Raw genomic sequence first — 11,867 nt, 5'->3', positions numbered from 1 at the left:
GCAGACAGCAAACCGAGGACGGAACCGTCAAGCATCAAGTGACGTCACCGCGTCAAGCATCAAACGAAGTAGGACACGCCCCCGACGCGGAACGCGGTGGAAGTTTCCCTACATCATCAAGGGCTCGCTTCGCTCGCCGTTGCTCCCGGCCTCCTGAACTGCAAGCAGTCCGATCACAGATCGGAGGTGCCGCGCACAGCGCGGCGGCGCCGGCCGGTCGCCGGCGCGCCGCCCCTCCTTGCCTTCGTCACCGGGGCCGCGCGCCGTCGCCCGTCCGCGCCCACAAGGGGGCGAAGACAAGGCCGGGGTATGGGTGAGACGGCCCAGCCGAGGTCAGAACACCGTCGTGGCTGGGGCGGCCGGCTCCACGGCTTTAGGCAGCCACTTTGGCGCGAGCCTCGAAGATCAGGGCCCAAAATCGGGCACTAACGGGCAGGTCCACAAGCCTGCCCGATCCGCGGGCGAGCGTAATGGGCCCTGATCACTCGCGCCAAAGCAGCTCCAGCCCAAAGCCGCTCCGCCGGCCGCGTGGGTCAGCTCGGGGCCCTACCAGCCAGGTTCGCGCGGCGGACGTGAGTGGGATGGGTGTGAGTATGGAGGAGTTGGCTGCCAACAACGTGGTTACCACTAAACAGGCCGGCAAGATGCCGCTAACCAAGATGCCGCTAACGCTGCTTAAGGCTAACTAGGGCTAGGACAGATATAGTGGCGATGCACCCATGGGTGCATTTGGGTGGGGTAGCAACATCAGGTTGCGACCTCGCGTCGCACCACGGCCCTCCAGCACGGAGGCCCGGCCCCGGTTGGCCGACCAGGACCGGGCTCGTGCGTGGAGTAATCGAAGCGGGTCCGGCCGAGCGATAGACGGTCGGACCCGCTTCGCTGCGGCATCCACCATCGTCCGGCATCGCTTCAACTCACGGCGCTAGTGCCGTGTCAACTGCTCCACACAGGCCGCGACAGCCGCCGTAGCAGTGAGAGTCGCCATCAGGAGCCGAAACCACCGGGGGTCCGGGTCGCGATCGCGGTTCTCCTCCTGCTCCTCGGGCTCTCGCTCATCATCCATCTCGTTTCCCCTTACCTGCGTAGTGGCCCCGGCGAACCGGGTCCCTCGACCGTGTGTCGAGAGCAGTGATCGGTAAGGAGTGAGACGGCCACAGCATACCCGCCAGTTTTCGCGTTTGACGGCGCGTCAGTGGCAGGAGCAACGGGGAAGCCGGCACGGATTAATTAATTCGTTCCAAAGTTGCGTGCTGCGTGTCCTCCACAGGCTCGATGTCCAAATCGGATGCCGAAATCAGGTATCCGATTCGCTGGTCTGATTCCCATGCGTCTCGGACAGGGTACCCTACGATCAGCCGTAGTAGGTGCGGCTGGTCTGAGGAGGAGGAACGACCGTGTCGGAGGTGGACTCCGCGGAGACCGAGGCCATCGAGTGGGACCTCGAACCGGGTGCTGTGATCGAGCGTAAACAGCTGCACGTGAAGTACGGCGGTCGGACGCAAGGCGGGATCGGACCATCGGCGAAGACGCCGAACGTGATGATCTTTACGGACCCGATCGCCGGCGAGAAGCACGGGTACTACGACGGCTGGATGCCCGATGGGTTCTTCCACTACAGCGGAGAAGGACAGTACGGAGACCAGCGGATGCTCTCCGGCAACGCCAGCATCCGGAACCATGAAGCCGAGGGGCGAGCGCTCCGCGTCTTCGAAGGAGCCCGCGGCAAGGTCAGGTACGTCGGCCAGTTCGCATTCGAGGACTGGTACGAAGCTGATGCCCCGGAGACCGGTGACGGACCGCTCCGCAAGGTCATCGTCTTCAAGCTTCGCCCCTTGGACACCCCAGCCAAGCACCCTGGCACGAAGCTGGGTCGGCTGCTCGCAGACCAGCGCGAGACGGTCACCGAGATCGACATCGAGCGGCTCGAAACCGAGAAGACGTTCGTTGATCCGAACCGCGAGCCGTATGAGGCCGAGCGCCGAGAAAGCAAGTTGGTGCTGGACTTCAGTGCATACCTGCGTACCAAGGGTTACCGGGTGAACCGCCAGCGCATCCTGCCAGAAGGTGAAACCAGACCCCTCCTCACGGACCTCTACGTGCCAGACCTAGATCTCCTGATCGAGGCCAAGGGCAGCGTGACGAGGGAAAACATGCGCATGGCCCTCGGCCAGCTCATTGACTACAACCGCTTCGTGCGCGCCAAGTACCGAGCCGTCCTTGTGCCGAGCAAGCCCCGCCCGGACCTCATCGAGCTCGCGGATAGTGCTGGGCAAGCGATCATCTGGCCTCAAGGGAACGGCTACAAGTGCTCTGACGCTGACCTGCTGCCCCATGCTTGATCATCGGTCTTGGTCCTGGACAGCCCATCGCACAGCTGTCAAGAGGGACCCTGCCGCCTGACATCAACGGTTGACACCAACAGCGGCGAACACGACCGGACGAGAGCGGCCCCCAGCGGTCAGTAGACCGTCGTGAGGCTGGGATCCTTCCAGCCCCCAGCGGGCCGGGCATCGACCTGATAAGGATGAGGCCACAGGTTCAAATCCTGTTAGCCCCACCAGCGAAGAGACCCCCAGTCGGCACCGGCTGGGGGTCTTCGCTGTGAAAATCGGTATTCGGTCGCCGGAACGCGGTGATAGAGAGTCCCTGTGACAACGACACTCGCGTTCCCCGTTCTGCTGCGACTGCTCGACGAACGGTCGAGCGCCTTCCGCGCCGCGGTCGCCTCCGCGACCAGCCTCGACGCGCAGGTGCCGACCTGCCCCGAGTGGACGCTGTTCGATCTGGCGCAGCACATCGGCGAGGGGCGCCGCGACTGGGCCGCCACCGTCGCCGCTGGGCCCGCTCCGGCCAAGTCCGCAGCTCAGGGCGGACCGGACGCGCCTCGGGAGCGCGAGGCCCTGTCGGCCTGGTTGGCACAGTCCACGGAGCAACTGCTGGACGCGCTGCGGGAGGCCGGGCCGGACCGCGGCTGCTGGACGTGGTGGGGGGCGTCCCAGTCGCCGCAGACCTGTGGTGCCGTCGCCCGGCACCAGCTCCAGCAGCTCGCGGTGCACACCTACGACGCCCAGATCACTCTGGGTGCCCCGGAGCCGCTGCCGGACGAGGTGGCACTCGACGGTGTCGAGGAGTTCCTGTTCACCTGCGTCGCGACCACGAGTGCCTGGCCGCACAAGCCCACCGCCTTCGATTTCCACGCCACCGAGGGCCGCTCCTGGCGCCTCACGCTCGACGGCGACGGCGCACGCTCCACCCGTATCCCCGCGCCCGGCACGACGCCCGTCGCCGCTGCCGGCGAGGGCCCGGACGCGGCCGGCGTCTCGGTTCGCGGCACGGCCAGTGAGCTGGTCCTCTTCGTGTACGACCGTATCCCGGCGGACTCCCTGCAACTCGAGGGGGACGCCGGTCTGTTCGACCTGCTCCGCGAGTGGGAACCGGAGGAGTAGGGCGGTTGTGCAAACTTGCACAACCTTAGTCGTGGCCCGGGAGTCTTCACGCTGTACGTCCAGCCCGCACAGCGTGAAAGGTCCCCGTGCCTCACAAGAGTCCCGTCGCTGCCCGGACCGGCGCCGCCATGTCCGCCGTCGTCCTCGGCAGCCTGCTGGCCGCCGCCCCGCAGGCGGCCGCCGCCGACGTCACCTGCTCGGCCAACGTCTACAAGCGGACGTTCTACAAGAACACCACGTTCTCCGGTTCCCCGGTGAAGACCGACTGCGACGGCGCCGTCGACCAGAACTGGTCCGGCAGCCCGGTCTCCGGCGTGCCGTCGAACAACTTCGGGGTGCGCTGGTCGGTCACCCGCGACTTCGGCTCCGGCGGCCCGTTCATGTTCAACGTCTCGGCCACCGACGGCGTCCGCGTGTATCTGGACGGTGCCCGGCAGATCGACCTGTGGTACGGGACCGGCGACACCGCCCGCTCCACCTACCTCGGCTTCAGCATCCCCTCCGGCAAGCACACCGTCCGCGTCGACTACGTGAACTGGAGCGGCGCCGCCAAGGTCAAGTTCACCTACGCGCCCCGGACTTCGGCCACGTACGACGAGATCAGGCCGCTCGCTCCCACCGGGGTGAAGACCGCCTACGACACCAAGTCCCGCCGGACGACCGTCTCCTGGTCCGCCAACAAGGAGATGGACCTGGCGAGCTACACGCTCTACCGCCGGCCCGTCGGCTCCGGCACCTGGACCAAGGTCGCCACGACCACCGCCCGCGGCTACACCGACCCGCTGGTCAACCCCGACGACCGCACGCCCTACTACTACGAGGTCCGCGCCAAGGACAAGGCCGGCAACACCTCCTCGGGCAGCACCGACACCATCGTCCGGCCCCTCCCGGTCGTCACGTCCCTGACCGGCGCGTACGACAAGGGGACGGGCAAGGTCACGCTGAACTGGCCGCAGAACACCGAGCCGCAGTTCAACCACTACACGGTGCTGAGCAACGACAAGGTGGACGGCACCTGGAAGTGGGTGCCGCTCGGCACCACCACCGGCCACACCTGGACCACCGCCCCGGTCGTCCCCGACGGCGAGTGGCGCCACTACCGCGTCCTCGTCACCAACGACGGCGGCACCACCACCTACAACCCGTCCGGGCTCGACGCCTACGCCACCAACGAGGTGTGGCTCGAGGTCCCCGACGGGACAGCCCCGGCCAGCGCCCCGGAACTCCTCGTCGGCTCCTGCGAGGGCGGCGTCCGGGCGACCGCCAACGACTACACGCCGTCCCCGATCCGCGACTTCACCGGCTTCGAGATCGAGCGCCGCGTGGCGGGCACGGACGCCTGGACCACCGTGGCGCACCAGGGCTACGACCCGCGCCGCGACCCGGCGTTCGTCACCGTCTGCGACGCGCTGCCCGCCGACGGGCGCACCTACGAGTACCGGGCCCGTACGTACGACGCGGCCGGGAACCACTCGCCGTCCAGCGACATCCGCGCCGTGACACGGCCCGTGGGCTGACGCGAAGATCCCCGGTCGGATGCCGACCGGGGATCTTCGTTCTTCTGGCGGTGCGGTTGGTGCGGTAATGCGATTCTGCGGCTTTGCTGTACGCGATCGCCGTTGTGTCATGGGGCCTGGGGGCACCGGCGGGGCCGGTGCGGCGCTGTCAGCGCTGCAGGGGGATCGTGGGGCGGACCGGGGGAGCGGCGGGTGCGCACTCGGTGTCCGTGGTGAGCGAGGGGGCGTCCAGCTGCGGGCGGTGACGGCAGCTGGGGGACTTGCCGTGGGCCTCGGCCCGGATGCGCTGTTTCATCGTGGGGGGCAGGGACCGTGCGTGGACCCGGGACCAGGGTGAGGACGTCGCCTGCGCCGGTACGGGAGCGGTGCTCTTGGGCGCCGTCTCGGGCTGAGGGGCGGCCGCGGCCGCGGTGGCGGTCGTGGTGACGAGTCCGAGCGCCGTGCACAGCGCGAGGAAGGCGGTGACGATGGCGGTCCACAGCTTGACGACCTTGTGCTGGTCCATGTCCCCTCACTTTCGGGTTGGGCGATTTGCGTACTTTGCTCATCATGTGTATGAGGGTCGCGAAGTGGTGGACCGACGCCCGTGGCGCGGCGTTCTTCGGATGAACACCACTCGGATGGGCGCATGAGCGACAGGTCACCGATCGATATCGGTCGGTGTGTATAGTCGGGCGCCAGAGGTCCCCTACGTCAAAGGAAAGACGAGGTCGCGCGGTGAAGAAGCTTCTCCTGGTCGCACTGGCCGCCATCGGCGGGCTCCTCGTGTACCGCCAGATCCAGGCGGATCGCGCCGAGCAGGATCTGTGGACGGAGGCGACCGACTCCGTGCCCACGGGTTCCTGAGCACCGACATCCGATACTGAGCAGGCCCCGACCGCCCGCAGCGGTCGGGGTTTTGTGTTGCCCGCGCCGGCCGGCCCTCCGCGGAGTTCTCGTGTTGCGGGGTCGCGGCGCCTGGGGTAGGGCCCGCCGCACGAGCCGGGCGTTTCGGACGCTCGCCTGCGATGCGCGGATGGCGCAACGGTGCGCGGGGCAGGATGGGCGACGTCTTGTACGTCGGGGTGAGGTGCACGCGAGGGGGCGCGGGAATGGGCGGAACGGCAGGGCGGGGGGCCTTGGTGCGCGGGAGTGTCGTGCGTGGGGCCCTCGCGGCCGTGGTGCTGGCGCTCGTGGCCGCCGTCGCCGGGCCGGTCCCGGGGGTCGCGGTGGCCGCCGGCACGCCGGGACCGTACGACTTCGCCCCCGGCGACCGCGATGTCGAGGGCGCGCGGACCACCGCGGACGCCCGGCTCCTCGAGCCCGGCAGCACCTACCGCAGCACCCTGCCGCGCGGCGGCAAGCTGTACTACCGCCTCGACCTGGACGCGGCCACCACCGCGTACGTCTCCGCCACCGCCGTGCCCGCCGCCGGCTCCACCGTCTCCGCGACGGACGGCCTCCAGGTGTCCGTGCGGGACGCCCAGGGCACCACCTGCTCCTTCCAGGCCACCCGCTTCGGCGCGAGCCGCAGCCCGCATCCGGTCGCCGCGTGGGGGGCGCGCGAGGCCTCCCCGGGCCACACGCTGTGCCAGGGACGCGGCACCTACTACGTGCTCGTCGAACGCGTCGACGCCACCGGCTCCTCACCGGACACCTGGCCCCTGGAACTGAGCGCGGCCACCGAGCCGCCCCTGGAGCACACCGGCGCGACGACCGCGCCGGACACCTGGAACTCCGCCTCCCCCGCGCCGCCGGGCGGCCGCGCGGTGAACCGGGCCGGCGGCTCCGGGTTCGCCGGGGCGAGTCCGGTCGGGCAGGGGGTGTGGCAGGACCGGCTGCGGCCCGGCCAGACCGTCTTCTACCGGGTGCCGGTCGACTGGGGGCAGCAGCTCGCCGCCACGGCCGAGCTGGCCGGCTCCGGCGGCCGCGGCGGCTACGCCGAGGGCGCGCTGACGCTCTCCCTCTACAACCCCGTGCGCGGCTACGTCGAGGAGGCGTACGCCGGTTACTCGGGCACCCCCGCTTCGGCCGCGCTCGCGCCTCTGCCGCCGGTCGCCTACGCCAACCGCTACGGCTTCGCCGACCCGGTCAAGGGCATGCGGTTCGCCGGCTCCTACTACCTGGCCGTACACCTCGCCGCGCAGACGGCGGGCTCGTTCGGACCGGGGCCGTACGGGCTGACCCTGCGGGTACGGGTGGACGGCACGGCACGCTCCGGGCCGGGTTACACCGGACGGTCCGTACCGGGCGGCCTCTTCGAGGTCACCGACCAGGACCGGCGGGCGGCGACGGCGTCCGGCGCGGGGGACGGCGGCACGGCGGGGCTGCGGGTGCTCGCGGTGGGCGGGATCGGCGCCGGGACGTTCATCCTGGCGGTGCTCGGCGTGTGGACGGTGCTCGCCCGGCGCGGTACGCCTCAGATGCGGGCCAGCGCCCAGAAGCCCACGGCGTAGCAGGCCAGGGCCAGCAGCAGCAGCGGCAGCGCCACCTTGGCGGGCGGCCCGGGCCGGCGAAGGCGCCGTGCGCGGTGCCGGTAGGCGCCCCGTGCGGGGGCGGGTTCGGGCGCGGGCGCCGGTACGGGCGCCGGCGCCGGCGCGACCTCGGCGGTGTACGCCGCCGTGACCGGGTCCGCGCGCGGGGGGACGGGTGGCGGAGGCGGGCCGCCGGCCGGGCGCAGCGCGTGCGTCGTGTCCTGGGGGGAGGAGGCGGGGGGAGGGGACGGCGAGGGCGCGGGCTCGGCCAGGGGCGGTGGCAGGTGGAAGCTGCCGGTGTCCGACATGGTGACCGGCCGGTCGGAGTCCCGCTGGAGATCCAGGCGAGGGTCGGAGGCCACCGAGCCGGTACCCCGGCGCGCGCCCCCGGGAGTGTCCCCCGGGACGCTCCGCGAGGTGCTTTCCGACGCGCTCCCTGGGGCGCTCCCGGAGGCCCTCCCCGGGTCGCTTCCCGTGAAGGTCTCCGAGGCGCTCCCCGCGGCGTTCCCCGACGTGCTCCCCGAGGCGCTTCCCCTGAAGGTCCCCGGGGCATTCCCCGAGGTGGGTCCCGAGGCGCTTCCGGTGGCGCCTCCCGTGGCGCCCCCCGCCCCGACCGCGGCCTCGCTCCCCGCGACGCCCGCGACGCGCTCGACGCCGGAGGTCCCGCCCCCGTCAGCCCCGGTGTCGTCCCCGGCGCCGTCCCGCCGGGTGAGCTCGCCGCTCACCCCCGGGCTCCGCCGCAGCGGACCCTCGGGACCGAACCCCGGGGGCAGCGGCCCGAGTTGGTCGAAGATCTCGATCAGCTCGTCGTCGGGCCCCGGCTCGTCCAGGAGCTCGGCCGCCGAGGCGAGGGCCTTGCGTGCGCCCGTGGCCGTACGGAACCGCGCCTCGGGGTCGGGCTGCAGCAGCATCGCCACGACCTGCCACAGCGGTTCGGGTACGCCGACGGGGGCGCCCGGCGTGCCGTGCTCGGCGAAGTGCTCCACGAGCGCCTTGGCGTCCGGCTTGGCGCCCTGGAGCAGATAGAGGGCGACCAGGCCGACCGCGAACAGGTCGGCGCGGAAGTCCGGTTCGGCGCCCATGATCTGCTCGGGTGCGAGGTAACCCGGCGTTCCCACCACGAGGTTGGTCTCGGTCAGCCGGGGCTCGCCCAGCCGCATCGCGATGCCGAAGTCGGACAGCCGCAGCCTCGGCCGGGCCGTCCCGGTCGCCTCCAGCAGGATGTTGGCGGGCTTGATGTCACGGTGCACGACCCCCTCCGCGTGCACCGCGGCGAGCCCGGACAGCAGCTGGTCGAGCAGGGTGTGGACGAACGCCGGGGGCAACGGTCCGTAGTCCCCGACGAGATGGACCAGTGAGCCGCCGGCCACCAGGTCCATGGTGAACAGGACCTGGTCGTCGTCGGCGGCCCAGCTGGCCGGGGCGAGCACGTGCGGGTGGTCGATGCGCAGCGCCTGCTCCCGCACGAAGCGCAGCAGCGAGTGCGCGTCGCGCTGCTGCAGGACCTTGGCGGCCACGTACCTGCGGCGGCGGTGGTCCCAGGCGCGCCAGACCGCGCCGACGCCACCGCGTCCGATCGGGTCGGCCAGCTCGTAGCGGCCGGCGAACACCTCACCCATGGCTGTGCGACGCTCCTCCCCCGCGCACGGCCCTCCGCGCACGGCCCCCGCGCGGTCGTCAGTTCTGGTGCGACTGGTAGTGCGCGACCGCGTCCGAGGTGCGGCCCGCGCCGTACACCCGGAGGAACTCGGCCAGTTCGGGGTGGGTCGGGGCGAGGGAGTCGGCCGCGTCGATGATGTCGCCGGCGGCGGCGACCGAGCGGAGCAGCGACTGGATCTCGCGCACCACGCGCTTGACCGTGGGAGCCCCCGAACTGCTCGTCGTCTGAGTGGTGTTGCTGAGCACGGAGCCCCCCTGCGACCGCTTGATCTCGTCCATCCGCTCGGTGGCCTCCGCCGCGCTGACGCTGCCGTCGGCCACCTGCCCCGCCAGTTCCTGCAACAGCTGCACCCGCTGCACCACCGCGGGGTTGCCGATCTTCGCGCGCTGACCGCTCATCAGCTGCGAGAGCATCGGCGCGGACAGCCCGAGCACCCCCGCCAGCCGGGCCTGATTGAGCCCGAGATCGTCTATGAGCTTACGGAAGAGCGCCCCCAACGGCTCCCCGTACCAGTTCCGCTGCAGTTCACGCGCTCTTGCGGTGGCTTCCTGCTGTGCGGCGTCCATGAGCGTCTCCCCATCGCTTCCCCAAGTACCGCGGTTCGCTGTAGCGAACCACGCGGAGCATCTTACGGAGAGTGGTCGGTCACGGGGACCCCCAATCTTTTGGAAGATCCGGGGGGTCTACCGGTACTCTGGTCTGCGGCACCCGCCCGGGACGCGGTTCCCGGGGCCGGATGCTCCTGTTGCGGGGCCTTAGCTCAGTTGGTAGAGCGCTGTCTTTGCATGGCAGATGTCAGGGGTTCGACTCCCCTAGGCTCCACCGGGAACGGCGAAGCTCCCTGCGGGACCACATGCTCGTGGTCCCGCAGGGAGCTTCGCCGTGAGTGCCGCCGGTCAGCCCCGCTCGTCGCGGTCGGCCGCTTCCTCCTCCGCCTGCTTTGCCTGGACCTCGGGGTCCAGCACGGACTGGCCGCTGCCGTCCACGGAGGTCAGCCGGCCCGACTCGGGCACCTCGGTGGCCGCGGGCGGCTCCACCAGCCAGTCGGGGTTGGCCTGCTTGTCCCACCACTTCCAGGCCGCGAAGGCGCCGCCCGCGAGCACGCCCGCCAGCGCCAGCACCTTCGCGATGCGGCCGGCCCTCGCCCGCCGCGCCTGCTTGCGCGCCAGCTTCTGGATCTTCTGCGCCGGGACCTGCCCGCGCAGCACGGCCAGCGTGGCGGCACCGCGCGCGGCCGCCTCGTCCGCGACCGGGGCGGCCGCGGCGACGGCCTGCTCGATCCTCGGCCGGGAGTAGGCCACGGCCTGCTCGATCCTGGGCCTGGAGTACTCGGCCGCCTGCCGGGCCGCCTTGCGGGTGCGCTCGGCGGCCTCGTGGGCGGCCTGGTCGACCTTCGGCGGCACATGGGTCAGGGCCTGCGTACGAGCCTGTTCAATACGTGGCGCGACGCGGGTGCCGTACTGCAGGCGCGCCTGGTCGGCGGCCATCGACACCCTCGGCGCGAGCCGTACGCGTGCCTCGTGTGCGTAGTGCGCGGCCCTTTCCTTGGCGGTGTCGGCGTAGGGCGCCACCACTTCCGCGGCGTGCAGCACGCTGTCCTTCGCCGAGCCGGTCGCGGCGCGCACGCTGTCGATGCGGGTCACGGGTTCCTCCTCCTCGGTGGCGTACGGTAATTCGACTTTCCACCCTTTTACGGATCATGCCTGCCAACGGGTCCCGGGGCATGTGTGAACGGGCATCCGGGTCACGGCGGTGAGACGATCAAGTGAGATAGCGGATGAATCCGGGGCAACGTGAGCTTGTCGTAGACAATGCCACGGATCGCCGCGCCGCGCCTGCGGCCCGGGAGTACTGCCCCGGTTTTCCGCCGGGCGTGCGAGGATCGGGGGGTCACAGGAAGACAACGGAAGGCAGATCGTGGCCGAGCAGCTCTACGCCACCCTGAAGACCAACCACGGCGACATCGAGGTCCGGCTGCTGCCGAACCACGCCCCCAAGACGGTCCGGAACTTCGTGGAACTCGCCCAGGGCGAGCGCGAGTGGACGCACCCCGCCACCGGGCAGAAGTCCACGGCGAAGCTCTACGACGGCACGGTCTTCCACCGGGTGATCAGCGGCTTCATGATTCAGGGCGGTGACCCGCTGGGCAACGGCACCGGCGGCCCCGGCTACAAGTTCGAGGACGAGTTCCACCCCGACCTCAGCTTCAACAAGCCCTACCTGCTCGCGATGGCCAACGCCGGCCCGGGCACCAACGGCTCGCAGTTCTTCATCACCGTCGCCCCGACGGCCTGGCTGACCCGCAAGCACACCATCTTCGGCGAGGTCACCGACCCGGCCAGCCAGAAGGTCGTGGACGCCATCGCGACCACGCAGACCAACCCGCGCACCGACCGCCCCCTGAAGGACGTGGTCATCGAGTCGGTCGTGGTGGAGACCCGCGAGGGCTGACCCGAGGCGGCTTCGGGAAGGGAACCAATCGCCCCGCTCGTCCGTAAGGATGAGCGGGGCGGTGCGTTGCCCACGGCGATCCGTGCGCACCGCCCATCACGAATCGAGGGGACCCATGGACCAGGCACCAGGCAGCCCGCAGGGCCCGGCGAACCAGGGGCCGCAGGACGCCGAGAGCCTGCCCACCTGCTACCGCCACCCGGACCGCGAGACCGGCATCCGCTGCAGCCGCTGCGAGCGGCCGATCTGCCCCGAGTGCATGGTCGACGCCTCGGTCGGGTTCCAGTGCCCCACGTGCGTGCGCGGTGGCTCCGGCACCGGCCACGCGCCCGCGGCG

11 protein-coding genes and 1 tRNA gene are annotated in these 11,867 nt (G+C 70.8%); 8 read left to right on the top strand and 4 right to left on the bottom strand.

Features of this window, described 5'->3' with window-relative positions:
• The first annotated feature begins 1,397 nt into the window (after positions 1 to 1,397).
• The 3 genes from IE249_RS21510 (at position 1,398) to IE249_RS38045 (ending at position 4,966) form a co-directional block, all read left to right on the top strand.
• Positions 1,398 to 2,342 carry an SRA domain-containing endonuclease gene (locus tag IE249_RS21510; protein ID WP_189706892.1) on the top strand — a complete coding sequence of 315 codons (945 nt, stop codon included), beginning with the start codon at positions 1,398 to 1,400 and terminating at the stop codon, positions 2,340 to 2,342.
• A 309-nt stretch (positions 2,343 to 2,651) separates the two neighbouring features.
• Positions 2,652 to 3,449, top strand: a complete 798-nt coding sequence (locus tag IE249_RS21505) for a maleylpyruvate isomerase family mycothiol-dependent enzyme (protein ID WP_189706890.1) — start codon at positions 2,652 to 2,654, stop codon at positions 3,447 to 3,449.
• Between the two features lie 128 nt (positions 3,450 to 3,577).
• Positions 3,578 to 4,966 (top strand): PA14 domain-containing protein, encoded by a 1,389-nt coding sequence (locus tag IE249_RS38045; RefSeq protein WP_229858939.1) that lies wholly within the window; start codon positions 3,578 to 3,580, stop codon positions 4,964 to 4,966.
• A gap of 148 nt (positions 4,967 to 5,114) precedes the next feature.
• Here IE249_RS38045 and IE249_RS21495 read toward each other — a convergent pair whose 3' ends face one another.
• Complete coding sequence (locus IE249_RS21495; RefSeq protein WP_189706888.1) at positions 5,115 to 5,471, bottom strand: DUF6344 domain-containing protein; 357 nt, start codon at positions 5,469 to 5,471, stop codon at positions 5,115 to 5,117.
• Between the two features lie 212 nt (positions 5,472 to 5,683).
• Here IE249_RS21495 and IE249_RS21490 point away from each other — a divergent pair, with 212 nt between their 5' ends.
• Together IE249_RS21490 and IE249_RS21485 are read left to right on the top strand one after the other, a co-directional pair.
• Entirely contained in the window at positions 5,684 to 5,812 is a 129-nt protein-coding gene (locus IE249_RS21490; RefSeq protein ID WP_003999697.1) for a DLW-39 family protein, read from the top strand.
• A gap of 245 nt (positions 5,813 to 6,057) precedes the next feature.
• Positions 6,058 to 7,401, top strand: a complete 1,344-nt coding sequence (locus tag IE249_RS21485; protein ID WP_189706886.1) for a hypothetical protein — start codon at positions 6,058 to 6,060, stop codon at positions 7,399 to 7,401.
• Here the strand turns inward: IE249_RS21485 and IE249_RS21480 are convergent.
• Both IE249_RS21480 and IE249_RS21475 read right to left on the bottom strand, forming a co-directional pair.
• Entirely contained in the window at positions 7,365 to 9,038 is a 1,674-nt protein-coding gene (locus IE249_RS21480) for a serine/threonine-protein kinase (protein WP_189706884.1), read from the bottom strand. The two genes, IE249_RS21485 and IE249_RS21480, sit on opposite strands and share 37 nt — an antisense overlap.
• 58 nt (positions 9,039 to 9,096) lie before the next feature.
• A complete protein-coding gene (locus IE249_RS21475) occupies positions 9,097 to 9,645 on the bottom strand; it encodes a helix-turn-helix domain-containing protein (protein ID WP_189706882.1) in 549 nt (182 codons plus the stop codon).
• A gap of 183 nt (positions 9,646 to 9,828) precedes the next feature.
• On the opposite strand from IE249_RS21475, the gene IE249_RS21470 reads away from it, so the two are divergent.
• Positions 9,829 to 9,901: transfer RNA gene (locus IE249_RS21470), tRNA-Ala, on the top strand.
• Positions 9,902 to 9,975: 74 nt separating this feature from the next.
• Here the strand turns inward: IE249_RS21470 and IE249_RS21465 are convergent.
• Positions 9,976 to 10,722: a DUF5324 family protein gene (locus IE249_RS21465; RefSeq protein ID WP_189706880.1), complete on the bottom strand. Its 747-nt coding sequence runs from the start codon at positions 10,720 to 10,722 to the stop codon at positions 9,976 to 9,978.
• Positions 10,723 to 10,996: 274 nt separating this feature from the next.
• Here IE249_RS21465 and IE249_RS21460 point away from each other — a divergent pair, with 274 nt between their 5' ends.
• Both IE249_RS21460 and IE249_RS38040 read left to right on the top strand, forming a co-directional pair.
• Entirely contained in the window at positions 10,997 to 11,530 is a 534-nt protein-coding gene (locus IE249_RS21460; RefSeq protein ID WP_189706878.1) for a peptidylprolyl isomerase, read from the top strand.
• Positions 11,531 to 11,645: 115 nt separating this feature from the next.
• Positions 11,646 to 11,867 (top strand): B-box zinc finger protein (locus IE249_RS38040; RefSeq protein ID WP_308434381.1); only part of this gene is annotated, 222 nt, incomplete at its 3' end.

The sequence above is a fragment of the Streptomyces anandii JCM 4720 genome (assembly GCF_014650655.1).
GTDB classification, from domain to species: Bacteria; Actinomycetota; Actinomycetes; order Streptomycetales; family Streptomycetaceae; genus Streptomyces; species Streptomyces anandii.
The sequence above is the reverse complement of the archived record's forward strand: the minus strand, read 5'-3'. Positions and strand labels throughout refer to the sequence as shown.

What these genes read in the sequence shown, in the direction of transcription:
- IE249_RS38045 (WP_229858939.1), top strand. Translation starts at nt 3,578, where the DNA reads ATGTCCGCCGTCGTCCTCGGCAGCCTGCTGGCCGCCGCCCCGCAGGCG.
- IE249_RS21495 (WP_189706888.1), bottom strand. Translation starts at nt 5,471, where the DNA reads ATGGACCAGCACAAGGTCGTCAAGCTGTGGACCGCCATCGTCACCGCC.
- IE249_RS21485 (WP_189706886.1), top strand. Translation starts at nt 6,058, where the DNA reads ATGGGCGGAACGGCAGGGCGGGGGGCCTTGGTGCGCGGGAGTGTCGTG.
- IE249_RS21480 (WP_189706884.1), bottom strand. Translation starts at nt 9,038, where the DNA reads ATGGGTGAGGTGTTCGCCGGCCGCTACGAGCTGGCCGACCCGATCGGA.
- IE249_RS21475 (WP_189706882.1), bottom strand. Translation starts at nt 9,645, where the DNA reads ATGGACGCCGCACAGCAGGAAGCCACCGCAAGAGCGCGTGAACTGCAG.